Below are 26662 nucleotides of genomic sequence, written 5' to 3'. Positions count from 1 at the left end.
GTAATACGTTCAGGTTCAGACAGTGTGATATTCGATTTCATAGGAATAGGGGGTAAGTCATCGGATTACCAATTATAGCATCAATGCAGATAGTTTATCTGATCAACTTATGTTATTTTAAATAGCATTGATAATTAATAATTGAAACTGTATTTCATATTTATTACTAAAAATATATTTAGGATGATTGATTAAATCAGACTATCTTTTTTACTGACTTATCGTTTTAACAAGGAATTAAATTTCCTACTTCTCATTTATTGACACAACCATTTTATATTTCAATACAGTTTTGTTAGAAAATTAAGAGTTAATCCGATAATAACTTAAAAACTTATGTCCTAGCATACAAAAAACCAAAGTACCCGGAGAAAATAATGAAAAAATTACATGATATTGCCAAAGAACTGTTACCTGCTAAATCTTATAAGATGTTGATTAACGGAGAATGGGTCGATAGTGTTTCAAAAAATACGTTAAAAAGTTATAACCCGGCAACCGGTGAATTGCTCACAGAATATGCTGCGGGTAACGCCGAAGATGTCGAGCTTGCCGTCAAAGCTGCCCAAAAAGCCCTGACAACATGGAGTAAAACCTCTGCCGCAGAAAGGCAGTCCATGTTGCTGAAAATCGCTGATCTACTGGAAGCGGAAGCGGAGCGTTTTATTACCCTTGAAACATTAGATGGTGGTAAGACTCAGGCTCTATGCCGTAATTTTGATATTCCTTTCTCCGTTGATCACTTCCGCTATTTTGCCGGCGTTATCCGTGCTCATTCTGATACCAGTGATATTATCGATAACGATACACTGAGCCTAGTGATCAGAGAACCTATTGGCGTAGTCGGGCAGATTATTCCATGGAATTTCCCATTATTAATGGCAGCCTGGAAACTCGCTCCGGCCCTTGCAGCCGGTAATACTATTGTTATCAACCCTGCCAGCCTGACCCCAATAACGCTACTTGAGCTGGGGCGCATAATGAATCAAGTTCTGCCAGCGGGCGTTGTCAATATCGTCACGGGGCGTGGTTCAACCGTCGGCCAGGCTATCCTCGACCATGAAGGCATTGGCAAGGTAGCCTTTACCGGCTCAACAGAAGTCGGTTACAACGTTGCCGCAGCAGCGGCGAAAAGACTTGTTCCGGCAACACTGGAATTAGGTGGTAAATCTGCCAATATCATCTTCCCTGATGCCAATATGAAAAAAGCAGTCAAACATGCTGCCTACGCAATTTTGTTGAATCAGGGACAAGCCTGTGAATCCGGTGCCCGTCTGTTCCTGCATAAAGATATTCACGATGAATTTCTGAAATCGCTGAAAATGGTCTTTGAATCAGTCAAAGTGGGCGATCCGATGCTGGCAGAAACCGAGATGGGCAGTCAGGTCAGCGAAGATCAGATGAATACCATTTTGGGTTACGTCGATCTTGCCAGACAGGAAGGGGCAACCGTTCTAACTGGCGGAAAGCGTATGACAGGTGAAGGATATGATAACGGATTCTTCATCCACCCCACTATTCTCACCAATGTAACCAATAATATGCGGGTTGCTCAGGAAGAAATTTTCGGGCCGGTGCTGTGTGTCATTCCATTCAGCAATGAAGAAGAGGTCATCGAAATTGCCAATGATTCCGAATATGGTTTGGCCGGTGCTGTATGGACTCAGGACATTAACCGTGCCCTTCGCGTCGCCAAGGCGGTCAAGACAGGTCGCATGTGGATTAACACCTACCACGAACTGCCTGCTCATACGCCTTTCGGTGGCTATAAGAAATCAGGGCTTGGGCGTGAAACCCACAAGATGATGTTGGACGCTTACACCGAAGTGAAAAACATCTATATCAGTACCAAGGAAGACTAAAAAAACAATCGCCACCTTTTCAGGTGGCGATTCTCATGCTTTATTTAATCATTACAGCCAGAAGAACCAGGCAACCGCAGAAATAATGGCAATACATGCCACGTTCAGCACCATACCGACTCTGACCATTTCTATTTGTTTGATATAGCCGGAGCCATAAACAATCGCGTTAGGTGGTGTTGCTACAGGCAACATAAATGCACAGGATGCTCCGATACCAATGATCATGGTTAAAACCATGACCGGCATTCCCAGCGCTTCTGCAACTGTGGCAAAAATAGGCACAAGCAGCGCTGCACTCGCGGTGTTACTTGTAAATTCTGTCAGGAAGATAATAAACGCTGCAATCGCGACGATGATTACAAACCAAGGGCTTGTACCAAAAGTTGCCGCCATGCCATTCGCCATCACTTCACTGGCACCGGAATTTTTCAAGACCGCACTCAGAGTCAGACCACCACCGAACAGCATCAATACGCCCCATTCAGTGTTGTTCTGAATCTGTGACCACGTTGATACGCCAGAGATGCCAATCAGAATAGCTGCGCTCACTGCGATAATCGTATCCAGATCTTTTACGCCACCCAGTGCATCACTGATCAATGAACTGGAAATCCAGCACACAACGGTTAACAGAAAAATAACCATTGTAATCAAACGCTTACTATTCCATTCTAACTGTTCCAATTCCAGTTCAAATTTGTGGTTCAGATTTGGACGCAGCATGAAGTACATCACCCCAACCATGACAGGCATTAGGATGATCACCATTGGCACGCCATATTTCATCCATGTGACGAAATCCATACCCAATTGCGCCGCTGCGATGGCATTTGGCGGACTACCAACCAGCGTACCCAGACCCCCAATACTGGCACTATATGCCACGCCTAACAGAACGAATATAAAAGTATTACGCTCAGAACGTACATCCAGATTAGCCAGAATACCGAGAATCAATGGCAGCATCATCGCAGCAGTCGCCGTATTGCTGATCCACATGGAAAGTACTGCGGTGATACCAAAGATCAGTAATACCGCCACAGATAAGCGCCCACGGGCAATCATCAGCAAACGGTTAGCGATCAGTCTGTCCAGACCTTGGATATGTAGCGCCGTTGCCAGTGCAAAACCGCCAAAGAACAAAAAGATAATCGGGTTTGCAAAAGATTTCAGCGCGTCACCGGTATTCAACAATCCCAGACCAACAGCCAGAATCGGAATACACAGTGCAGTAATCGTGACGTGAATGGCTTCGGTCAACCATAACACACCAACAAAAGCCATCAATGCCAAGCCTGCATTGGCTTTTTCGCCATAAGGCAAAAACTTAAGCAGCACTATAAGCAAGATGATATCCAGCGCGAGAATAATTAAGCCTCTTTTATTTGAGGGGGTAGGCCCAACCGCTGGGGTTAAAGATTCAGAAGCGTCCATGAAGACTCCGTAAAACAATGATACATAACTCTGTAATGTAAAAAGAATAATTGATGAATCATTGCCATAAATGTTAAAGAATTACATTACATGTGAAATAATAAGGAGTATTAACAAGGAATAAAATACGAGTTGTATAATTTTGGGATCTATTACGCGGGATTTGACTAATTGCTGAGTAATTGTCCAAAAAACAGGCTGAATTTCTGTTGTTATGTCACATTTTAACGTTGTAATTGTGTCGATAGTTATCAGGAAAAATAAAATTTTCTTTTACGAAAAAGCGAAAGAGCTTAGACTCTTTCGCCAAAACATAAATAAAATTTATTTTTTATCGAAATCAGCCAGCAATTATGCCTGACCTTTTACTTCTCTCAGACCGTTGAAAGGTGCACGGTTACCCAGTGCTTCTTCGATACGGATCAGCTGGTTGTATTTAGCAACACGATCAGAACGGCTCATAGAACCAGTTTTGATTTGACCCGCTGCGGTACCTACTGCTAAATCGGCAATGGTTGCATCTTCAGTTTCACCAGAACGGTGAGAAATAACCGCGGTGTAACCTGCGTCTTTTGCCATCTTGATTGCAGCCAGAGTTTCAGTCAAAGAACCAATCTGGTTGAATTTGATCAGGATGGAGTTTGCAATACCTTTTTCGATACCTTCTTTCAGGATCTTAGTGTTGGTTACGAACAGATCGTCACCAACCAATTGGATCTTGTCACCCATAACTTTAGTCTGGTAAGCAAAACCTTCCCAGTCAGATTCGTTCAGGCCATCTTCGATGGAAACGATTGGGTATTCTTTGGTTAAGCCTTCCAGATAATGGGTAAATTCCTGAGAGGTGAAAGTCTTGCCTTCGCCTTTCAGTTCATAATTACCAGTTTCTTCGTTATAGAATTCAGAAGCTGCGCAGTCCATAGCCAGAGTAATGTCTTTACCCAGTACGTAACCTGCTTTTTCAACCGCTTCTTTGATTGCTGCCAGCGCTGCTGCGTTGGATTCCAGGTTAGGCGCATAGCCCCCTTCATCACCGACCGCAGTGTTCATGCCTTTTGCTTTCAGCACTTTTGCCAGATTGTGGAATACTTCAGAACCCATGCGCACAGCCTCTTTCAGGGTGCTTGCACCCACTGGCTGGATCATGAATTCCTGAATGTCTACGTTGTTGTCAGCATGCTCACCACCGTTGATGATATTCATCATTGGCAATGGCATAGAGAATTGACCCGGAGTGCCGTTCAGCTCAGCAATGTGCTCATAAAGAGGCATACCTTTCGCGGCTGCCGCTGCTTTGGCGTTCGCGAGGGAAACAGCCAAAATCGCGTTAGCACCGAAGTTAGATTTGTTTTCAGTTCCATCCAACTCGATCATGATTTTGTCGATGTTAGCCTGATCTTTCGCATCCTGACCAACCAGAGCCTGTGCAATCGGGCCGTTAACCGCAGCAATGGCTTTCAGTACACCTTTACCCATAAAACGGGATTTATCGTCATCACGCAGTTCCAGTGCTTCGCGAGAACCTGTTGATGCGCCTGACGGAGCAGCAGACAGACCGACAAACCCCCCTTCCAGATGCACTTCTGCTTCTACAGTTGGGTTACCACGGGAGTCAATGATTTCACGGCCAAGCACTTTAACGATTTTGGACATTAGGTTTTCCTCAGTACAAGTTAAATTCCGGGCAATAGATTGAAACTAAAAACAACTACCTTAAGAGTCATCAGCTTAAAACCAACCTATTGCCCCATATCTTATTTCAACTGGCCTTTCTGATATTTGCCAGCAGCTTCAACAAAGCCGGCAAACAACGGATGACCATCGCGAGGCGTTGAAGTGAATTCCGGGTGGAACTGGCACGCCACAAACCATGGGTGCGCAGGGTTTTCAATGATTTCCACCAACTTGTTATCGACTGAACGGCCTGCAATACGCAAACCTGCATCTTCAATGCGTTTCAACAACAAATTGTTCACTTCATAACGATGGCGATGACGCTCAATGATGTCATCCTGGCCATACATTTTACGCACCAGACTATCTTCAGTCAGATGGCACAACTGACCACCAACACGCATCGTTCCGCCGAGATCGCTCTCTTCGCTACGCATTTCTACGTTGCCGTTCTCATCACGCCATTCGGTGATCAGACCAACAACCGGTAACTTACATTCAGGCTCAAATTCAGTCGAGTTGGCCCCTGCCATTCCTGCAACGTTGCGGGAAAATTCAATCAGGGCAACCTGCATACCCAGACAAATGCCCAAATATGGAACTTTGTTCTCACGGGCATAACGGGCCGTCATGATCTTGCCTTCGATACCACGGCCACCGAAGCCGCCCGGTACCAGAATTGCATCCAGACCTTTCAGCACTTCAACACCACGGGTTTCGACGTCCTGTGAATCGATCAGCTTAATGTTGACCGTCAGGCGATTTTTCAGCCCACCATGTTTCAGTGCTTCAATCACAGATTTATAAGCATCTGGCAGTTCAACATATTTGCCCACCATCCCAATGGTAACTTCACCCGCTGGATTGGCTTCTTCGTAAATGACCTGTTCCCATTCGGACAGATCTGCTTCCGGGCATTCGATGCTGAATCGTTTACAAATATAATCATCTAAGCCCTGAGATTTCAAGAGGCCCGGGATTTTATAAATGGAATCAACATCTTTTAAGGAGATAACCGCTTTCTCTGGTACGTTACAGAAAAGCGCAATTTTTGCACGCTCATTGGCGGGAATGATGCGATCTGAACGGCAGATCAGCACATCCGGCTGAATGCCAATGGACAACAATTCTTTCACGGAATGCTGGGTTGGCTTAGTTTTCACTTCGCCCGCTGCGGCCATATAAGGCACCAGAGTCAAGTGCATGAACAGCGTATTTTCGCGGCCCACTTCTACCGCCATCTGACGAATGGCTTCGAGGAATGGCAGAGATTCGATATCACCGACAGTACCGCCGATTTCCACCAGCACAACATCATGACCTTCTGCACCACGGATGATACGGTCTTTGATTTCATTGGTGATGTGAGGGATAACCTGAATGGTTGCGCCCAAATAATCGCCACGGCGTTCTTTGCGCAACACTTCAGAATAGACACGGCCAGTGGTGAAATTATTGCGGCGTGTCATTTTGGTTCGAATGAAACGTTCGTAGTGACCTAAATCAAGATCAGTTTCAGCGCCGTCTTCGGTAACGAAAACTTCCCCGTGTTGGGTTGGGCTCATTGTGCCTGGATCGACGTTGATGTACGGGTCCAGTTTCATAATGGTGACATTGAGTCCACGGGCTTCGAGTATAGCCGCCAAAGAGGCTGCGGCAATGCCTTTACCCAGAGAGGATACGACCCCGCCGGTCACAAAAATATAATTAGTTTTCATGCTGAACCTGAAAGTTTAGGTTTAAAAGGATGATGAATATAACAGGACGGGAAAGCAGTATACCCTAACCTTAATTTCGCTACAAACCATCTAAACAGGTTAAAGTGCCACTTAATCAGTAACACTGCGAAGCAACCGCACTGCTTTCTCTTTAAATTCATCAAGTTATTAGCGTGAAATTTTTTCACTTAATTCAGGTTATTCAGCTAAACATGCGACATCCTTTTCGCTATTTTTATGTCGTTTTTTCTATCGCTGGCTTATAGCTGCTGATTTTTCACTTGCTGCCACATAGCATCCATCTCATCCAATGTAGCAGTTTCCAGTGTCAAGCCTTTGTCCAGGATCAGTTTTTCGACGTTGCGAAAACGATTTTCAAATTTCTGGCAGGCTTTTTGTAATGCCATTTCCGGCTTGTGGCCCAAATGGCGGGATAAATTGACCACCGAAAACAGTAAATCTCCCAGTTCTTCTTCCAACCGGGTTTCATCAACAACAGCCTGCTGCACTTCAGCCATGACTTCGTCAATTTCTTCATAGACTTTGTCCAACACAGGGCCTAGTGTGTCCCAATCAAAACCAACCGAAGCACAGCGTTTCTGGATCTTATAGGCTTTCATCAGAGCCGGCTGGCTGGCAGGAATATCATCCAGCACTGAGTGCTGATCTTTCTCCGCCCTTTCTGCGGTCTTGCGCTGTTCCCAGCTTCCTATCGCCTCTTCGCTGCTGATCCCCGCTTGTTGATTGAAGATATGGGGATGGCGGCGTTCCAGTTTGTCGCATACCGCTTCGCAGATATCGTCGAAATCAAATTGTTGCTGCTCCTGAGCCATCTGGGCATAAAACACAATGTGAAACAGCAAATCCCCCAGCTCTTCTTTCAGGGCATGTGTATCATTGCGTTCAATCGCATCGAGTACTTCATAAGTCTCTTCCAGCGTGTAAGGGGCAATCGTGGCTGAAGTTTGTACTTTGTCCCAGGGACAGCCATTCCGGGGATGGCGCAATTGCGCCATAATCTCTTTAAGTCGTTCGATGGAGATAGTTTTCATTTTATTCATATACAATCAATTACCGTGCAAACGTCTGGCTTCAATCACATCAGGCAATTGATTGAGTTTTGCCAATACCCGCCCAAGCACCTGTAGGTTATAAATCTCAATGTTCATATCAATGGTAGCAAGCTGTTGTTTAACATCACTACGGCTGCTGACCCCCAGCACATTGACTTTTTCATTGGCGAGGATGGTCGTGATATCACGTAATAATCCACTGCGATCATTGGCAAGTACCCGCACCACAAGAGAGTAGCCACTGGAATAACTTTCTCCCCACACCGCATCAACGATCCGTTCTGGTGAGCTGGCTTCCAATTCTGCCAGCTGATCACAATCAGCACGATGGATAGAAATACCACGCCCGCGAGTAATAAAACCAATGATCTCATCGCCGGGGATAGGCTGGCAGCAACGGGCAATGTGATGCATTAAGTTACCCACGCCTTCAACAACAACCCGGCCATTATCTCTGGTTGTATTACGTGGTGCATAGGCTTTGCTCTCCAGATTGCGAAGCGCCTCGCGATCCTCTTCTTCCGCTGTCGTTTTATTGAATTTGTTTTGCAGGAAATTCATCAATTGGTGGATACGGATATCACCGACACCAATGCCTGCCAGCACTTCCTCCAGTGAATGCACGTTATAACGGGCAATCAGTTCCTTTTCTGCTTCTTTGACGGTGATACCCAAATGTGTTAACTCATTATCCAACATTTGGCGACCGGCAATGATATTTTTGTCGCGATCTTGCTTGCGGAACCAGTTGTGAATTTTTGCACGACCACGGCTGGTCGTCACATAACCAAGGTTAGGGTTCAGCCAATCTCGGCTTGGGTTCGGCTGTTTCTGGGTAATGATTTCAATCTGATCACCCATCTGGAGCTGATAGCTGAAGGGTACGATGCGCCCGCCAATTTTTGCCCCAATGCAGCGATGCCCGACATCACTGTGGATATGATAGGCAAAATCCAACGGGGTAGAGCCGATTGGCAAGTCAATCACATCCCCTTTTGGCGTAAAGACATAAACGCGATCATCAAACACCTGACTGCGTACCTCATCCAGCATTTCGCCGGTATCCGACATTTCTTCCTGCCATGCAATCAGCTTACGCAGCCACGCAATACGGCTTTCATAACTGCCGGATTTACCCCCAATCGCAGTGCCTTCCTTGTATTTCCAATGCGCTGCAACCCCAAGTTCAGAATCGTCATGCATCTGGCGGGTACGGATCTGGATCTCAAGGGTTTTCCCTCCCGGCCCTAAAACGACAGTATGAATGGACTGATAACCGTTCGGTTTCGGGTTAGCAACGTAATCGTCAAATTCATCCGGCAAATGACGATAGTGAGTATGCACTATCCCCAACGCGGCATAGCAATCCTGTAGACGATCGACGACAATCCGCACCGCACGCACGTCAAACAACTCATCAAAGGCGAGAGCTTTCTTCTGCATTTTGCGCCAAATGCTGTAGATATGTTTGGGACGCCCGTAAATTTCGCCGCTTATTCCTTCTTTCAACATATATTTACGCAGGGTCGTAATGAATTTATCGATATATTGCTCACGATCAATTCGGCGCTCATGCAGCAGCTTGGCTATTTTCTTATATTCATCGGGATGCAGATAACGGAAGCAGAAATCCTCCAATTCCCATTTTAACTGCCCAATCCCCAGCCGGTTAGCCAGAGGAGCATAAATATTGGAACACTCTTTGGCCGCCAGAACCCGCTCATCTTCGCTGGCATCCTTCACTTCCCGCAAATGGGCAATTCGCTCAGCCAGTTTGATAATGACACAGCGAAAATCTTCCACCATCGCCAGCAACATCCGGCGAACATTATCAACCTGTACTGAACAGGTTGAGTCAGTATGTGTGGCTTTCAGTTGGCGAATGGCATCCATTTCCAGAACGCCATTTACCAGATTCGTGATGGCCTTGCCAAAAGTTTCTGTCACTGTTTCGCTATCGAGTAGCCCGGCATTAAGGATGGGAAAGAGCAGCGCAGCGCGCATACTGTCGTTATCCATGCTCAATGTGGACAGGATCTCCACCATTTCCACACCACGCCATAGTAACAGCTCCGCATCGGGGTGATTCTGAACTTTTGCGTGACAGTAATGCCATGTTTCTGCCAGTTTTTCACTGGATTGGGGGTTAGTGATGTTTAAACTCGCGATCCACTTCTCAACAGCAAACTCACCTGCCGGTGTGAGATGCGCACTTCTTACCGCAACCATAATTTCTCCCTACTCGATAGTCATTGACTCACGGCTGAACAGTGCCATGGATTCAAGATGACTGGTGTGCGGAAACATATCCAGCATCCGCACACTGACAAGATGATAACCAGCTTCCAGCAGAACTTTGCTGTCCCGTGCCAGTGTTGTGGGGTTACAGGAAACGTAAACCACTTTCTCGGGAGCCAGTTTTACTATGTGTGTCATAACACCCGCAGCACCTGCGCGGGCAGGATCCAGCAGCACTTTATTGAATCCTTGTACGGCCCAAGGCTGCTGCTGAATATCCGATTCCAGATTTTCATGAAAGAAATCGACGTTATTAAGTTCATTGAGCTGAGCGTTATATTGCCCACTCGCCACCAGCGCAGCAACTCCTTCCACACCAACAACAGCCTGAACTTTATTGGCAACCGGCAAGGTAAAGTTACCCATACCGCAAAACAGATCCAATACCCTGTCTGTTGGCTGCAAATCCAGCCATGCCAATGCCTGAGTTACCATTTGTTGGTTAACTTCATCATTAACCTGAATAAAATCCCGCGGGCTGAACACCAGTTTTAACCCATCAACCTGATACCATGGCTCAGGTTGTACGTCTATCAAAGGCTCAAGGGATTTTTCATCGCCCGCCAGATAAACTGCCACATGATATTGCACAGAAAAAGTGCGCAATATTTCCCTATCTTCATGCTTCAATGGATCAAGATGACGTAATACGATGAGCGGGCCATTATCTGCCAACACCAGTTCAACGTGTCCCAACCGTTTAACGGCATTCAGGCTGTTTAGACACTGAGACAAAGGCTGCAATAATTGTTCCAGTTCAGGGCGCATGACAGGGCAGTGTTTAATATTGATCAAATCGTTGGTTTGGCTCTGCCGGAATCCCATTAATAATGTACGCTGCTTAGCGTGATATTGCAGGCCAAGACGGGCACGGCGTCGATAGGCATATTCCGGACTGTGAATAATGGGCTGCGCACTGATATTAATCCCTGTTTCCCGCTGAATCAGGTGTTCCAACACACTGGCCTTGGTATTAACTTGCAGTTCAGTGGCAACGTGTTGCTGCTGGCATCCACCGCATACTTTAAAATGCGGGCAGCGAGGCGTTACGCGATATGGACTGTCTGACAGGCGCTTGACCACTTTAGCCTTGGCAAACTGGCGTTTTTCCTCGGTCAGTTGGATTTGTGCCTGCTCACCCGGCAATAATCCCGGAATAAAGATAGTTTTTCCCTGATGGCGGGCAATTCCTTGCCCTTGAGCATCAAGGTTATCTGCGGTAACGGAAATAATGCCTCGGTTTACGGAACGACGATTTGGGGAGTAAAATTGCACCATGATTCTGACTGACTTTGAAAAATTGAGTTCTGATTTTCCCACAATGGACGCCTATGACCAAATATAGCCTACGCACCCGTATGATGAGCCTGATATTGGTTCCTGTTCTACTGGTCGGAACGCTTGTGAGTATATCATTTATCTCATACCGCTATTACGAGTTGAAGAGCCTGATAGTCCGCAGTGGGATCAGTATTATTGAACCGTTATCTATTGCCAGCGAAGTTGGCATCAATCTGGATAATCGCCGGCGAGTCAAGTCATTGATAAATAGCCTGCATCGCCGTAACTCGGAAATTGTGCGGGCGATTGCGATTTTTGACGAGCACCATAAATTATTTGATATTTCGAATAACAAATACGATATCAATCTACTGAGAGTCGCTCCCGATGCCCCGATTCCAACCACTTTGTCCAAGACGGAATACGGCAATAGTATCATTTTGAAGATGCCGATTATCTCAGAAACGCCCTCTTCTAATCAGTGGCGCAACGTAGCCAATGATACATCTGCCAACGATACATCTGCCAACGGTACGTTGCCCATTGGCTATATTGCGATTGATTTGGATTTACGCGCCGCTCAGCTTCAACAGTACAAGGAAATTGCGACCTCAATCATTCTGTTGATTCTGTGTCTGGGAGGCACGGCCTTATTTGCCCATGTTCTGGTACGTAAAGTGACACAGCCATTGAACTGCATGGTCCAAGCGGTAGATCGTATCCGGCAGGGGCAATTAAACAGTCGCGTAACGGGTGCCATGCCGGGAGAATTGGCAGCACTTCAGAATGGCATCAATACCGTAGCGGAATCGCTCTCGAAATATAGGGACGAAATGCAGCTCCACATTGATCAAGCCACTTCCGATCTGCAAATTACAATGGAGCAGTTAGAAATCCAGAATGTTGAACTGACCATCGCTAAAAAGCGGGCACAGGAAGCGGTCAGGATCAAAACGGAATTTCTGGCTAATATGTCTCATGAATTACGTACTCCCCTCAATGGCGTTATTGGCTTTACCCGCCAGATGTTGAAAACGCACATTACTACCCAACAAATGGAGTATCTCTATGTCATTGATCGTTCAGCCAACAATCTACTGAAAATTATCAATGATATTCTGGATTTCTCACGGCTGGAATCCAACAAGCTGATATTGGACCAAGTGCCTTTCCTGCTGCGAGATACCGTCAATGAAGTGATTGAGCTGCTGACTCCCGCTGCCAGTGATAAAAACCTGCCACTGCATCATCATATTGGTGAAAATTTACCTAACCTGATGATCGGTGATCCCATTCGCTTACAGCAAATACTCACTAACCTCATTGGCAATGCAATTAAATTTACAGATAAAGGCAGTGTGACGCTGGATATTAAATTACGCCAGCAGAAACACCATCTCGTGCAAATTGACTTTGTCGTGACTGATACCGGTATCGGCATTAAACCTGAATATCGCCCGATTCTGTTCCAGGCCTTCAATCAGGCCGATGCCAGCATTACCCGCCATTACGGAGGAACAGGGCTGGGTTTAAGCATCACCAAAAGACTGGTCAATGAAATGAAAGGGGAAATTGATTACACCAGTGAAGTCGCCAAAGGTACGGTGTTTTATTTTGATATCTGGTTGGAAAAGGAAGAATTCTTATTCGGTTCATTACCTGAGCTACAGCCTGTTTCTCCCGTCGTACCGCGTTTAGCCATGACGGTGATGGCGGTGGATGATAATCCTGCTAACCTGAAATTGATTGGTGCTCTGTTGAGTGAGCAAGTTGAAAATACCCTGCTGTGTCGCAATGGCATGGAGGCATTGGAAATAGCGGAAAAACATCCGTTGGATCTTATTTTGATGGATATCCAGATGGCAGATCTGGATGGGATTCAAACGTCTGAACTGATCCACCAATTGCCTCTGCATAAAGAGACACCGATTGTGGCCGTGACAGCCTTTGCCTGCCATGAAGCAAACAGCGCCCCCTTTATTGATTGTCTTTCCAAACCCTTGGAAGAAAATCGCCTGAAAAAATTACTGAATCAATTCAATTACCAGAAATACGATCAACAGACAAAGCCACCAGCTATTGATTGGAATATGGCGTTGCAGCAAACCGCTGGCAAGGAATCACTGGCACGAGAGATGCTGGAAATGCTGGTGCAATCATTACCAAACATGAAAAACATGATAGAACACGCTTTAACCGCAGATGGAGAGGCAACCCGCAAACACTTTCAGCATCATATCCATCAATTACACGGAAGTTGCTGCTATAACGGTGTGCCTAAACTGAAAGCGATTTGCGAATTCGTCGAAAAACAACTCCAGCAAGATATTGCGCTTGCCGATCTGGAACCAGAGTTACTGGAGTTTATGGATGAAATCGGGCATGTCATGTCAGCCGCGCCCGCTATATTCGAGACAACTGTACTCAGGGAAACTCATGCCGTTATTTCGTTACCATAAACTTACGGTATTCTTCATAAGCGTAATGATCCGTCATGCCACTGATATAGTCCTGAATCAGACGCGCCCGATAATAAAACTCGAGGACATCTTTTTCTGCTTCATCAGTGGCAACAATATGTTCTACTGCTTCACCATAAGCCAGCCGATGTTTGGTAGAAAGTTTGTGCAGCAGGCGGGTTTCAATAAAATATTTTTTATGGAAATTATTCTGATTCAGTTCCATGAAATCCTGTCGGGACAGCTCCAACAAGGGGCGATACACATCCAATAATCCATTAATAATCCGGTAGCCCTGCAATTCTAATTCTTCAACTTCAGGATGATTGAAGACGCGTTTGCGCGTGACATTTTTTAAGGTTTTCAGTAAACGGTGCTCATCGCCATTTCCTTCCAGCAAGGCGTGGTTGAATGTGCCCGCGTAAATTTCCGGCAGATGTTCGATAAATAGTCTGGCAGTGTAAGGAACCAGTTTTCCCGTAATAAATACCCGCAAATACATAAAAAATTGTTCGTGGGCATTACGGCGAACTTCATTGTTGGTTGTTTTTTTATAGGCTTGTATCACGGTAGATTCAAATAAATCCCCTTTTCTGTGCCCGCCATTTTCTTCCCACTCTTTTTTCAGGTATTCCACTAGCTGATCAACATTAAAAATACCTTTTTCGACGGCATCATCCAAATCAGCAATGCAATATGAAATATCATCGGCAGCTTCCATAATGTATGTCAGCGGAAAACGGCAGAAATCGCCCATTTGCAGCTCTTTTCTCAACTCACGGATAAAACTGTCTTCTGACCAGTAATAGCCTTTTTTCTTCATCAGGTAACTGAATTCAGCCGGAGATTCCTCCAGACGATAAGCCGGGCAGGTATATTTCAGAATACAGCCAATTTGGGCATAAGTGAGATTCAACCTAAGCAGATTGTGGGCCAGACGAATAGCCTGAGCATTACCTTCAAACTGGCATAAATCTTTACGCAATTGCCGACGGAACAGATCTTTCTTTTCTTCACCGCTCAGACGCAATGCGGCAACTTTGCAGTTATCCTGACGATTTTCCATTTTTGGTGAATAATCCGGGTCCAATCGGCGGGAAAACCAATCTTTAATCGCCGCTTCTCCAAAATGCCCGAATGGGGGATTCCCAATATCGTGCATCAGGCAAGCCATTTCAACCAGGCTTTCAAAAGCAAGTAAGCGATCACTCAGCCCATATTTTTTAAGTAAGTCCTGCTTTGTCAGCTCCGCAATAATTGTTTTTGAGATATAGCGCCCTATTTGCTGAACCTCAAGTGAGTGAGTCAATCGGCTGCGTACAGCCGCATTGCGCTCAAGGGGAAATACCTGCGTTTTTTGCTGTAATCGCCGAATGGCGGCTGAGTTGATGATCCGACCTCGATCACTTTCAAATTGGCGAGTAACTTGATCTTCATCATCGGGATGAATGGAAGATTTACTGAACTTACGTTGGTAATTCAACTTCTGCTTGAAATCAATCTTAGACATTAACCCTCCCATACCGAATGAAACGATTATTTAAAATTGGAATCTCCGGTAAATAGCTATTCAATGATACACTTGCCGATTAAATCAGCTTCTTAGTATATACCCAATGGATTTCAAGATGCAGCGCAGCCAACAAAGCGGCAACAACTTGAAAGATGACGGGTATAAGCATCAATCCATTAATAACAAGTGAGTATGACATAATGAAAGTAGGCGTAATAGGCGCAATGGAACAAGAAGTGACTTTATTGCGTGACCAGATTGAAGGTCTGCAAACACTGTCACGAGCCGGGTGTGAAATCTATACCGGCAAGTTAAACGGCGTTGATATCGCCTTGCTGAAATCCGGTATTGGTAAAGTTTCTGCCGCACTGGGAACAACTTTATTGATTGAACATTGCCAGCCGGATATCGTGATTAACACAGGCTCTGCCGGTGGCCTTGATCCTAAATTAAAAGTGGGTGATATCGTCGTTTCCGAAGAAGTGCGCTATCACGATGCAGATGTTACCGCCTTTGGTTATGAACCGGGCCAAATGGCACAATGCCCGCCTGCTTTTGTTGCTGACGAGTCATTAATCACTCTGGCAGAAAGATGTATTCAATCCCTCGATCTGAATGCAGTTCGCGGTTTAGTTTGCAGTGGAGATGCTTTTATCAATGGCTCAGAACCATTGGCACGTATTCGGGCCACTTTCCCGAAAGTTGCTGCGGTTGAGATGGAAGCAGCGGCTATTGGTCATGTTTGCCACCAATACAATATACCGTTTGTTGTCGTTCGCGCTATTTCTGACGTTGCCGATCAAGAATCCCATATCAGCTTTGATGAGTTCTTAGTTGTTGCTGCGCATGAATCTACACGGATGATCAACGCCATGTTAACTGAATTCAGCACACAATAATCCATCATTTAAGGTGGAGCATACATAATGAAAACATTGTTGAAAACAGCCTCTCATCGGCCTACTCGGATGGCATTCTCATTCCTTCTATATAGTTTTTTATATAGCTTTGTATATGTTTTCAGTGCTCCACTTTATGCGGCGGCTTCCCGTGTTATTAGTCTTGCACCGTCAACAACAGAGCTGGCATATGCCGCAGGACTCGGCGATCAACTTGTCGCAGTTAGTGCTTACTCTGATTATCCGGAAGCCGCCAAAAAACTGGAGCAGGTTGCTGACTGGCAAGGGATTAATGTAGAACGTATCATCGCCCTGAAACCCGATCTCATTCTGGCATGGCGTGGAGGTAATCCTCAACGGCCTCTGGAGCAACTCGCTGCTTTAGGCATTCCGATTTTTTATTCTGATGTGAAAAAAGTAGAAGATGTTGCGACTGATCTGGAACGACTTGCTGCCTATAGCCCACATCCCGACATTGCCCAAAAATCGGCTGCGGATATTCGCCAGAAGTTCAACCAATTAAAGCAAGATTATGCCAACCCAAATCCTAAGCCGGTGTTTTTACAATTTGGCACGAATCCGATTTTTACCTCATCCGCTCACACCATCCAAAGCGAAATAGTTTCCGTATGCGGCGGCAGAAATATTTTTGCTGACAGCCCTGTTTCGTGGCCACAGGTTAATCGTGAGCAAGTACTTACCCGCAAACCGGAAGTGATTGTCATGGGCGGAACGGAAGAGCAGAAACAGCGGGTTGCGGATTTTTGGCAACCGCAATTGAATATTAAAATTATCACACTGAATGATGACTGGTTTAGCCGCGCAGGGCCAAGGGTTATTTTGGCGACAGAACAACTTTGTAAGCAACTAAATTAAACTGATTAAGAAGATAACTGCTCAGATAAATATATCCAATGGATTTCAAGTTGCATCGCGGCGGCAAGGGAGCGAATCCCCGGGAGCATAGATAACTATGTGACCGGGGTGAGTGAGCGTAGCCAATAAAGAGGAACTTGAAAGACGAAGGATATAAAAGGGATAACGTGAGATCTGTACTCACCTTTTATTTGGATACTTCAGGATATGAATAACACCTTTTACCAACGGGCTGAATTCTATGCGCTCACGGCAGCCATGCTTAACGGCACAATTGGCGTGTTAACCCATTTCGGATTGAATTCAGGGATCAGCCATCATCAGGTAGCATTCTGGAAGAGTTTTATTGCTTTTCTGATATTGCTGGTATATTGCCTGACAAAACCTTCTGAACGACGTACATTCTTTTCTTTACGACATAAAAGCCTTCAATTTGCCATACTCGCCTTCTTTGGCATTTTTTGTTTATATTTCTTCGAAACTTGGGCGTTTAAAGAAGCCCCCGTTCCACTCGTCTCTTTCCTAACCTACGCGGCTGGCGGGGTTACGCTGATTCTTTCGTCGCTCTTTTTGGGAGAAAAGATTGGCATCAATAAATGCTTATCGTTTGTGCTCATCATAGCAGGTGTTTACTGCCTGTTTAATTTCGCAGAACAAACTTCTGGCAGCTATATCGGTATTCTGCTTGCTCTACTGGGTGGATTGGGCTATGCCCTCTTCATCTTTCTCTCAAAGCTCATGAACATCGGCAGTGGGATTTCTGTGCTGTTATGGCTATTTGGTTTCGGTACTCTCTACCTTGCTATCCCTGCAATATTGGAAGGATTACAGATACCTTCTGGTATCGCACTACTGACCATACTGGGGCTTGTGTTCCTACCCTCAATCGGAGGATTTTACTTCACAACCAAGGCGGTAGAAAAAGGAGAAGCAAGTAGCGTGCAAATTACGGAAACCAGCGAGCCGTTGTTTTCAACGCTGTTTGCGTTCTTATTCATTGGGGAAACGTTAGGATGGTTGGGAACATTGGGCGCAGTTTTCATTATGTCAGGCTTGGTGATCAGCATTATTAAAAAATCCCGCCAACCGCAATTGATTTCGCCGTAATAATAAATTCTTCAATAATTCCTTACAAAATAGCCTCCAAACAGGAGGCTAATTATTGCAGGAGTTAGCAACATCTCAATCAAACACTGAAAGAAGAGCCACAACCGCAGGTCGTTTTTGCATTCGGGTTGGTGACAACAAACCGGGAACCTTCCAGCCCTTCCGTATAATCCACACAACCACCAACCAGATATTGCAGACTCATTGGGTCAATAACCAGTTCAACCCCTTGTTTCTGAATTGTGAGATCACCTTCGTTAATCTGGTCATCGAAAGTGAAACCATACTGGAAACCGCTACAACCACCACCTGTAATATAGACCCGCAGACGCAGGTTCGGGTTATCTTCATCAGCAACCAGCACTTTTACTTTATTGGCTGCGGCATCAGTAAACTGCAAAGGCAGTGCAGCATCATCGCTCATATTTTTGCTCCAGTCCGGTTTTCCGGTAAAAATTCTCGGAAAGTCGTTTTACGCTTTCCGATCAGTTAACGGCGATTATCCAATACCTGACTGATTCGTTCAAGTTTTGCCACACGAACGCAATAACTCAAATCATGTCGTTCTTCATTGCCAATAGATCGAGAATAGATATTTGGCAAAAAAATCCCATAAGGGTGGCCTTTGACCATTGCCCAGTCGGGCATTTTTTCCCAAAAGCGTTTTCCGTCTTGTGCTTCATCGATTACGTCAACACTGTTTTACTCCTTTTTGTAAAAAAGCCTTTGTGTGCTCTTCGTTTTCCTAAGAAACACATTTGGTTTTGGGGCGTAATCCCCAGCCAAATTCTTCAGCCCGTCGCTTTAGTTTCATATAAATCTGACGTAAAGGCTTTAAATATTTTCTGAGAATATCACCTCTATATGTGGTGACAAAAATTACTGGGCCACACCATTTTTTCATTTCACAAAGTATCTTAAAATAACCAAACAGCTATCTCTCAAAACGGATAAAAATATATTTCCATATAAAGCTATCTTGTGATGATATTAATACTCAGTTAAAAGTAATGCTTGATTAACATTTTAAAACCAAATTAAAAATCTATTTTTATAGTGAAAAATCATTTAATGACCGAATCGACATACGTTGCCATTCATTCAAACACAACTTTTGAGATCATGATCATAAAATTAAAATAATCATAAATTGAAATACAACAAAGATTCCATTTTTGCATTTAAATCAGTACGTTGGTTAAATATCACTTAACCTAGTGATCAGGCAATACAAAACAATAAGTTAACCATATATAAAAATCCAGCGCATTGCGTCAATGATGCAATTATTTTAACTTTTTATTCTATTGTTATTGGAGGTGACTTTTAATTTCATTTTATTAAATTTGGTTTTTGCTTGTTCGTTATTTATTATTCCTACTATTTTATTCACCGCGAATTTATCCGATATATTCGGACAACAAAGTCCCTTCAAATTATCGCAAGACAACGTATTGCATCCTTAATTAACGAATTTGTTAGGGATAATGTGAATGAAATTTAAATCTTGTGCCCGAATGTTATGGCCTGCGTTGCTATCAGGCAGGATAGCCTATTCCATAACGTTCCGTCATTATTTCAGGGAGATACACCATGTCAGTGAAAAAGCACCTCACAAAATTGAAGAAAGGAAAAGCGCTGTTGGAACAGGGACAGCAAACCGTGCAGGTGGCGAAACAGGCCAAAAGCCTGTTGACGGGTACGGGTGGTAATTCTGCTGCTGGTGTCGGTAGCATGATCAGTGGCGGAGGCTTTGCAGGGAGTTCAGGCAAAGCAGTCAGTGGCCTCGGTGCTGGTAGCATGGTCAGCGGTATGGGCGGCGACTTTGTCGGTGGACAGGGACAAAAAGCCGGGCTGGCTACCCGGGCCGCCACGGGTGACTCGATGGCAGGCAAGATGTTGCAGCAAATCGGTCAGCAATTGGGGTTAGGCGGTGGAGCTGATCCCAGTGGCCTGCTGTTCACCCTGACGGCAGGCAGGTTACCGGCACAGACCTTTGTCGTCACTGACTTCAGCCTGAGCGAACACTTCTCGCGTCCCTTTGCGCTGGAAGTGGGGCTGGCGAGCGCCGATTCCGCCATTGACTTCCCACTGGTGCTTGACCGCACGGCGACGCTGACCATTCTGCAAAGCGGTGTCGAACAGCGCAGCGTCACCGGCATCGTCACCCGCTTTGAGCAGGGCAATACCGGCCTGCACCAAACCACCTACCGGATGAGCATCCGCCCCGACCTGTGGCGCACCACCCTGCGACAGAACTCACGCATCTTCCAGCAACTTAACATTGCCAATATCATCACCAAAATACTCAAAGAGCACAGCATCCGTGACGTGGTGTTCAACCTGCGCCACCCGCACCCGGAGCGCGAATTCTGCGTACAGTATCAGAAATCGGAAATCAATATAATGAATTGAATATAAAAGATATATTATCTTACTGTCCTTTTGTGCCCCTTTTAATGCCCCAATATTTTTTTGTTTACTTTTTTTCATATATGGCTGATTTTTCTTATTTATATCATTAATTGTGTGCTTTTCAATCATTTTAAAGCAAAAAAGCCTTGAGGGTTAAAAATGGTCAGATTGGGCTGCCATTTTACGCTCAGGGCTTAAGATAAAAAATGTTCATTTTTACGACATCGATCACAAATTGAAGCGGGTTATTCCTGTGGCTTAGAACGGGCTTTCCTTTCTAATAATTCTCCAGTATAAGAATCGAAATAACGGCTGGGCCAGATCTCTGAGGGATGGATGCCAAGATAATCTGCAATGATCCATTCACCTTTCGGCCACGGTCTACTGAATGCATTTGCTAGTGTCGATGAACTGAGTCCTGCCTCACGAGAAACCGCTGCTAAGGTTGTACCACGTTTACGCAGTGCAGCGATGATATCGGCCTGATGCCAGTCATTTTGAACATTGTTGTTATTCATTCCTGCTACCCCTTTCCATTAATTAATATTGATGGTGGCGATTCAGACAGGGTTAGCAGACCGGGATCAACATCCGGCGAGACGTGAGTCTCCCCCACCTGAACCGCCATTGAAAAGGCGATAACAGGCACACTGGCAAGAAACTATCCTTACCAGTGGTTGATCTCAAGGCTGCTAAACCTTGACCATTAGATTGTGCTAATGGCAGGAATACTTTAACTGATTGTTTTAGCTTACTCAATAACTGAACGGCTAAGTTTAACGGCTATAAACACGCTCAACATAGCGCCCGCGACCATCACCATGCCCCAAATCCATTGATACCAGCGCCCGTGCTTCCTGACGGCTAAAACCATGTTGTTGGTAAAAGTTCAGTGCATCCTGCGCCCACGCATAGCGCAAACTATGGGGAGAATGACAACCGGTTAAACCAATCTTTGTAGAATGTGTTCGCCAGTAATTCATAGCCTGCTTGAGATCCGGTTTATCAATCAACCTGCCGCCTCGTTGTTCTGCAATAGCTGCTGCTTGTTCGACAGCCGCTTTCACCGCTGCAACATCCAGTACGCAGTTTAGCAATAATAATGGCTTGTTCTACAGCCGCTTTGACTGCCGCGAGATCCAATACACGAGTTTGCCTTGGTCGGCCCCCTTTTGTTCCGAAAACAACCTGAAGTTTCGGCTCAGATTGCTCTAATTGCTTACGCCAGCTTTTCAGTGACGCACTGCATTGCACCGCTTCCTGAGAACGTAATCCCAGCAAACGAGCAAGTTTCAGTGTGACGGCAAATCCGGCATCACGTTCAAGTGCCTTTTGATAAACGGCCTGAAACGTAGCATCAGGGATCGCCTGTTTCGTTCCGGCACGGCAGGTTCCACTTAATCCCAATACCTGATTGCTCAAACGCGGCGAGGTTTCCAGTTTCTCCCGGCCTGCCATGCGGAAGATATTACGCAGCGCAGCCATTTCATTTTGCACTGTGCGCTTAGCAATCCCCTGAGATAAACGGGCATCAACGTACTGTTCTACATGCTTGGTTTTCAAATTTTTAAGCCCTACAGGATTCGATAAAATTATTTAATTGCATGTTTTTAAATGATTTTATTTAGTTAAATTTCTTATCATACCCCCTACGATACCCCCATATTATTTTGGCTCTATTTGCCTAATTTTTGCTTGGCTGGCACTGTTGATAGTAGGCCTTTTATTGCAAAAATATCATCAATAAAATAAATTTTGCTAAAAATGCAATGAAAATCTCAGGGTAACCTATACGCCTCCAGATATTTCATGCGACCATGCCGATACAGCTTCCAAAACGGGTTTAAATGACTCCCCAAAGTCAGTCAAAGAGTAAATAACCTTAATTGGCGGTTTATCTCCATATACTTCTCTTAAAATTAATCCATCTCTCTCTAACTTTTTAAGTTGTATACTTAATGTCATCTCAGTAATGTGAGGGATATCTTTTTTTAACTCACTGAATCTTTTATTTTTATCTTTCAGATAATACAAGATGACTCCTTTCCATTTACCTCCAATCAGATCCATAGCCATACTGACAGGGCAAGGGTAACTTTTCCCATTTAATGAAACTTGGCAGGCCTCACCTTTCGTAACTTCAACCATAAACTCCTCCCTACTATCTAACTGGATAGTTATTGTAATAGAAAAAAATCATCATAAAATAATTATAGAAACTATCAAATTGATAGCTTTCAAGAAATCATACCTTAAGGAAATTTAATATGCCTTTAATGATATTGGCTCACCCCAAATATGAACAATCAATTGCGAACAAAACAATTGTTGAAGAATTAAAAAATAGTAGCATTGACCTTGAAATCCGTAATATTTATCAATTAAATCAAAATTACAATATTGATATTAATTCGGAGCAAGAAGCCTTATTAAGGCATGGTTTAATAATTTTACAATATCCGATGTACTGGTTTAACATGCCCGCAATTCTTAAAATTTGGTTTGATCAAGTTTTCACATATCAATTCGCTTATGGTTCAAAAGGAAATAAATTAAAAAATAAAAGACTCCTGCCCAGTCTTACGATAGGGCAACCAGAGAAAAACTTCAAACAAGATAACAGCCCTTTTCTTATAGATAGCTTTCTTAAATCCATTAAAAGATCAGCAGAATATTCACAAATGAAATATATAGAGCCAGTTATTCTTTATGATATAGCCACTGTTAGTGGACATAGTGAGCACGAAATAAAAGAAAAAGCTAAAACTCATAGTGAAAGACTACAGAGAGTAATTAAAAACAATATATAGTGTTAATCATTGAAATAATCCTTAGCATTTCAATGAAATTTTTATACAAATAAAATCATAAAAATTAATAGCCAAGATCATCAAAGAATAGATATAAATATTACTTTGCTTCATGGCTATTTCATAAATATTAAACTATTCAGTGGAAATTTTGCGAACCTTACGCTCAATGAGCTGACCATACATATCAAAATAACGGCTAGGCCAGATTTCCGAAGGATGTATACCAAGATAATTCGCAATTATCCATTCGCCTTTAGGCCACGGCCGACTGAATGCATTTGCCAGTGTAGACGAATAAGCCCCGCCTCGCGAGAAACAGCCGCTAAGGTTGTACCACGCTTACGTAGCACGGCAATTATATCGGCTTGATGCCAGTCATTTCTAATATTGTTATTCATTCCTGTTATCCCTTCCATTAATTAATATTGATGGTGGCGATTCAGACAGGGTTCGCGGACAGGAGATCAACCATTCCGGCAAGGCAATGCCTTCCCTGCCTGAACCACCATTGAAAGGGCGATAGCAGGCACACTGGTAGAAATTTCCTACTAGTGGGTTGATCATTCAAGGCCGCGACGCCTTGACCATTGGATTGTGCCAATGGCGGAAATACTTTAACTGATTGTTTTAGCAGACTCAATAACTGAACGACTAAGTTTAACGGCTATAAACCCGCTCGACATAACGCCCACGACCATCACCATGTCCCAAATCCATTGATACCAACGCCCGTGCTTCCTGACGGCTAAAACCACTCTGTTGGTAAAACGCCAGAGCATCCTGCGCCCACGCATAGCGCAAACTATGAGGAGAATGGCAGCCTGTTAAACCAATCCTTGTGGTGTATGCTCGCCAGTAGTTCATGGCCTGCTTGAGGTCGGGTTTATCAATCAATCTGCCGCCACGTTGTTCTGCGATAGCAATGGCCTGCTCAACAGCTTCTTTCATCGCTGCAACATCCAATACGCGGGTTTGCCGTGGTCGGTCACCTTTTGTACCAAAAACAACATGCAGTTTCGGCTCTGGTTGGTCTAACTGTTTTCGCCAACTTTGCAGTGACGCACTGCATTGCACCGCTTCCTGAGAACGTAATCCCAGCAAACGAGCAAGTTTCAGTGTGACGGCAAATCCGGCATCACGTTCAAGTGCCTTCTGATAAATAACCTGAAATGTGGCATCAGGGATCGCCTGCTTCGTTCCGGCACGGCTGGTTCCACTTAATCCTAATGCCTGATTGCTCAAACGCGGCGAGGTTTCCAGTTTCTCCCGGCCTGCCATGCGGAAGATATTACGCAGCGCAGCCATTTCATTTTGCACTGCGCGCTTAGCAATCCCCTGAGATAAGCGGGCATCAACGTACTGTTCTACATGCTTGGTTTTCAAATTTTTAAGGCTTTTAACCTGAATATTCAGGCTCAATAACAATGCGCCCAAACGCCCCGCAATCCGAATGCGGTCATGGCAGGTCTTATGACTGCCGCCACCTTGTCGGGCAAAAAACTTCAATTCTTTCACCAATCGACTCATCAGTTTCTCCCGCTACTTATACCTAATAACATGCGATCTCTGGCGCGCGACCGTTCGAGCAAAACAGAAAATACTTGCCTTGCCCTTGATCGATATCTGTGCGCCAGAGTGAACGCAGGTTGAGGTATTGCGGGGCATCGGTTGAGTACACAGTACTGCCGCCTGTGTTAACAGGTCATCCCCACCGGCTAAAAGCCAGCCTCGATATCGTCAAGTTCTCCTTTTTCAATCTAAAAATGCAGTGTCAGATTCACTGCTTGGTGAAGCAGGCGTGAGCCTGTAATGGTTGTGCTGCCTTTTGGCTGCGGCGTCACTTTCAGCGGTAAACCTGCAAAAAGTGACGCCTTTAGGTTTCGTAGACAGTCAGTAAAAATAGTGCAGCGTTGAAATGCCAACAGGTACGGCAAAACGCCGCCAGATTCAGTGTCAAACGGTAGTCATGGGTTAATGGTTTAGCGGTAGAAAAATTACCTGTTGCATAGTGCAAACTTTGAAAAGTCAGTGTATGAATCCAAGTCCAATACACTTTGGTAACAATATAAAAACACCTTTTGGGCGTATTTTTAGTTTAAAAGACCTTCATTGCCAGACGAGGGGTTAGGTGTCCTGACAATATCTGCTTCCAAAGGGGGGCAGATGTACCGCAATGTTTGCTCTCCCTTGCAGGCTACAGGAGTTTTATTCGCCGCTTTACGCTGATCCTTTCAGGCACAAGATCATTTTTTGTAGAAAAGATATTAACGGTTTAGCCGGACAGGGTCAAAGGCGCATTGAGCCGATTTTAAAAAAATTTTGTCCTGTCAGACAAAAGTCAAAATTTATTAATTTAATTAACGTAATATTTCATATAATAGCCAATTTCATCCTGATTTCTTTATCATTTATAAATATTTTCAATTAAATGCCGATAGATTATTCATTTGAGTATCTGTGTAAGGGAAGAGCAAAGTGAAAAATCAGAAAGAATCCCTGTACCGACAAGAACTGGCCTACCTGCGGGAAAAGATGAAGTTAGCCGCCACCGAAAATCCGCAGTTAGCCGAGTTTCTGGAAAATCCCCATGATCCTGATATTGAACGCCTGCTGGAAGGTTTTGCCCTGCTGTCTTCAAACTTACGCAGTACTGTTGAGGACAGCATTCCACAAGTCACCCATGAAATGTTGGGACGCATCTGGCCTCACACCTTACGCCCGGTTCCCCCGACAACGATCATCCAATTCACCCCCCATCAGGGCGTTCATCAAGGGACGGCAGATATCCCGCAAAGCGTCCCGATTACGGCCGCTGTGGGGGAACAACATTTCCAGTTTAACACCTGCCGCCCCTTGCATATTGAACCTTTTGTGATGCGGGATAAACAGATCCAAAAGACCCGTGAATACAGCGATATTGTGCTAACGCTGCATCAGACGGGCAGTACCGTGTCGAGCTGGTCAGGCGGAAAGCTGACTTTCTTTCTGGGCACGGATAAAAACCGGGCCGCCCAATTAAGCTTATGGCTGGATATGCACATCGATGAGGTCTATTGGCACACGGCAGAGGGCGAAAAAAGGCTCAGGCACAGTGATTTTCTCGGCTGGTCTGAGAATCTTCATCATCCCCTGTTACCCACCGGTGACCTGCCTGTTGCCCGGTTGCAACAAATGACGGAGTATTATTGCCTGCCGCATGTATTCAGTTTCATGACATTAGATATCAATGAGTCACGC

At 44.7% G+C, this 26662-nt stretch carries 21 protein-coding genes and 2 pseudogenes; 8 read left to right on the top strand and 15 right to left on the bottom strand.

The genetic code is table 11. The features are described 5' to 3' along the window. Positions 1–377: 377 nt before the first annotated feature. Positions 378–1862, top strand: a complete 1485-nt coding sequence (locus tag AAC854_RS14335; protein WP_340617697.1) for an aldehyde dehydrogenase family protein — start codon at positions 378–380, stop codon at positions 1860–1862. Positions 1863–1913: 51 nt separating this feature from the next. Here the strand turns inward: AAC854_RS14335 and AAC854_RS14330 are convergent, their stop codons facing one another. From AAC854_RS14330 to rlmD, 6 genes are all read right to left on the bottom strand, one after another. Further along, the gene (locus tag AAC854_RS14330) at positions 1914–3299 is read right to left on the bottom strand and encodes an SLC13 family permease (protein WP_340617696.1); all 1386 of its coding nucleotides are present in this window, start codon (positions 3297–3299) and stop codon (positions 1914–1916) included. A gap of 351 nt (positions 3300–3650) precedes the next feature. Next, positions 3651–4952, bottom strand: a complete 1302-nt coding sequence (eno, locus tag AAC854_RS14325) for a phosphopyruvate hydratase (protein WP_340617695.1) — start codon at positions 4950–4952, stop codon at positions 3651–3653. A 101-nt stretch (positions 4953–5053) separates the two neighbouring features. Beyond that, positions 5054–6691, bottom strand: a complete 1638-nt coding sequence (gene pyrG, locus AAC854_RS14320) for a glutamine hydrolyzing CTP synthase (protein WP_340617694.1) — start codon at positions 6689–6691, stop codon at positions 5054–5056. 260 nt (positions 6692–6951) lie between these two features. Beyond that, positions 6952–7752 (bottom strand): nucleoside triphosphate pyrophosphohydrolase, encoded by an 801-nt coding sequence (gene mazG / locus AAC854_RS14315; RefSeq protein ID WP_340617693.1) that lies wholly within the window; start codon positions 7750–7752, stop codon positions 6952–6954. 6 nt (positions 7753–7758) lie between these two features. After that, the gene (gene relA, locus AAC854_RS14310; RefSeq protein ID WP_340617692.1) at positions 7759–9993 is read right to left on the bottom strand and encodes a GTP diphosphokinase; all 2235 of its coding nucleotides are present in this window, start codon (positions 9991–9993) and stop codon (positions 7759–7761) included. A 9-nt stretch (positions 9994–10002) separates the two neighbouring features. Further along, positions 10003–11340: a 23S rRNA (uracil(1939)-C(5))-methyltransferase RlmD gene (gene rlmD, locus AAC854_RS14305; RefSeq protein ID WP_340617698.1), complete on the bottom strand. Its 1338-nt coding sequence runs from the start codon at positions 11338–11340 to the stop codon at positions 10003–10005. A 53-nt stretch (positions 11341–11393) separates the two neighbouring features. Here rlmD and AAC854_RS14300 point away from each other — a divergent pair, with 53 nt between their 5' ends. Then, on the top strand, positions 11394–13802 hold the full coding sequence (locus AAC854_RS14300; RefSeq protein ID WP_340617691.1) for an ATP-binding protein: 2409 nt from the start codon (positions 11394–11396) through the stop codon (positions 13800–13802). Here the strand turns inward: AAC854_RS14300 and dgt are convergent. After that, positions 13786–15312 (bottom strand): dGTPase, encoded by a 1527-nt coding sequence (gene dgt, locus AAC854_RS14295; protein ID WP_340617690.1) that lies wholly within the window; start codon positions 15310–15312, stop codon positions 13786–13788. The two genes, AAC854_RS14300 and dgt, sit on opposite strands and share 17 nt — an antisense overlap. A 203-nt stretch (positions 15313–15515) precedes the next feature. Here dgt and mtnN point away from each other — a divergent pair, with 203 nt between their 5' ends. The 3 genes from mtnN to AAC854_RS14280 all read left to right on the top strand — a co-directional run bounded on the left by mtnN (position 15516) and on the right by AAC854_RS14280 (position 18197). After that, complete coding sequence (gene mtnN, locus AAC854_RS14290; protein ID WP_340617689.1) at positions 15516–16214, top strand: 5'-methylthioadenosine/S-adenosylhomocysteine nucleosidase; 699 nt, start codon at positions 15516–15518, stop codon at positions 16212–16214. 27 nt (positions 16215–16241) lie between these two features. Beyond that, on the top strand, positions 16242–17090 hold the full coding sequence (gene btuF, locus AAC854_RS14285) for a vitamin B12 ABC transporter substrate-binding protein BtuF (RefSeq protein WP_340617688.1): 849 nt from the start codon (positions 16242–16244) through the stop codon (positions 17088–17090). A 207-nt stretch (positions 17091–17297) separates the two neighbouring features. Next, positions 17298–18197, top strand: a complete 900-nt coding sequence (locus AAC854_RS14280) for a DMT family transporter (RefSeq protein ID WP_340617687.1) — start codon at positions 17298–17300, stop codon at positions 18195–18197. A 79-nt stretch (positions 18198–18276) separates the two neighbouring features. Here the strand turns inward: AAC854_RS14280 and erpA are convergent, their stop codons facing one another. Beyond that, on the bottom strand, positions 18277–18621 hold the full coding sequence (gene erpA, locus AAC854_RS14275) for an iron-sulfur cluster insertion protein ErpA (protein WP_047963653.1): 345 nt from the start codon (positions 18619–18621) through the stop codon (positions 18277–18279). A gap of 65 nt (positions 18622–18686) precedes the next feature. Next, complete coding sequence (locus tag AAC854_RS14270) at positions 18687–18845, bottom strand: hypothetical protein (protein ID WP_340617686.1); 159 nt, start codon at positions 18843–18845, stop codon at positions 18687–18689. A gap of 945 nt (positions 18846–19790) precedes the next feature. On the opposite strand from AAC854_RS14270, the gene vgrG reads away from it, so the two are divergent. Then, on the top strand, positions 19791–20612 hold the full coding sequence (vgrG, locus tag AAC854_RS14265; RefSeq protein WP_422824089.1) for a type VI secretion system tip protein VgrG: 822 nt from the start codon (positions 19791–19793) through the stop codon (positions 20610–20612). A 245-nt stretch (positions 20613–20857) separates the two neighbouring features. Here the strand turns inward: vgrG and AAC854_RS14260 are convergent, their stop codons facing one another. From AAC854_RS14260 to AAC854_RS14250, 3 genes and pseudogenes are all read right to left on the bottom strand, one after another. Next, positions 20858–21130 (bottom strand): helix-turn-helix domain-containing protein, encoded by a 273-nt coding sequence (locus AAC854_RS14260; RefSeq protein ID WP_141554520.1) that lies wholly within the window; start codon positions 21128–21130, stop codon positions 20858–20860. A gap of 258 nt (positions 21131–21388) precedes the next feature. Further along, a pseudogene (locus AAC854_RS14255) lies at positions 21389–22184 on the bottom strand (integrase domain-containing protein); the annotation flags it as partial. A gap of 216 nt (positions 22185–22400) precedes the next feature. After that, a complete protein-coding gene (locus tag AAC854_RS14250; protein ID WP_047769096.1) occupies positions 22401–22760 on the bottom strand; it encodes a winged helix-turn-helix transcriptional regulator in 360 nt (119 codons plus the stop codon). Between the two features lie 119 nt (positions 22761–22879). On the opposite strand from AAC854_RS14250, the gene AAC854_RS14245 reads away from it, so the two are divergent. Then, positions 22880–23422, top strand: a complete 543-nt coding sequence (locus AAC854_RS14245) for an NAD(P)H-dependent oxidoreductase (protein ID WP_340617685.1) — start codon at positions 22880–22882, stop codon at positions 23420–23422. Between the two features lie 135 nt (positions 23423–23557). On the opposite strand, the pseudogene AAC854_RS14240 reads toward AAC854_RS14245, so the two are convergent. From AAC854_RS14240 to AAC854_RS14230, 3 genes and pseudogenes are all read right to left on the bottom strand, one after another. Next, positions 23558–23823: pseudogene (locus tag AAC854_RS14240) on the bottom strand (helix-turn-helix domain-containing protein). After that, entirely contained in the window at positions 23816–23989 is a 174-nt protein-coding gene (locus AAC854_RS14235; RefSeq protein WP_340617684.1) for a hypothetical protein, read from the bottom strand. The pseudogene AAC854_RS14240 and the gene AAC854_RS14235 overlap by 8 nt, the downstream one beginning before the upstream one ends. Before the next feature lie 93 nt (positions 23990–24082). After that, positions 24083–24952, bottom strand: a complete 870-nt coding sequence (locus tag AAC854_RS14230) for an integrase domain-containing protein (RefSeq protein ID WP_340617683.1) — start codon at positions 24950–24952, stop codon at positions 24083–24085. 948 nt (positions 24953–25900) lie between these two features. Between AAC854_RS14230 and AAC854_RS14225 the strand changes: the two genes are divergently transcribed. Continuing rightward, positions 25901–26662 (top strand): type VI secretion system baseplate subunit TssF (locus tag AAC854_RS14225; protein ID WP_340617682.1); only part of this gene is annotated, 762 nt, incomplete at its 3' end.

The sequence above is a fragment of the Xenorhabdus entomophaga genome, assembly GCF_037996725.1.
In the GTDB taxonomy this organism is placed as follows: Bacteria; Pseudomonadota; Gammaproteobacteria; order Enterobacterales; family Enterobacteriaceae; genus Xenorhabdus; species Xenorhabdus khoisanae.
The sequence above is the reverse complement of the archived record's forward strand: the minus strand, read 5'-3'. Positions and strand labels throughout refer to the sequence as shown.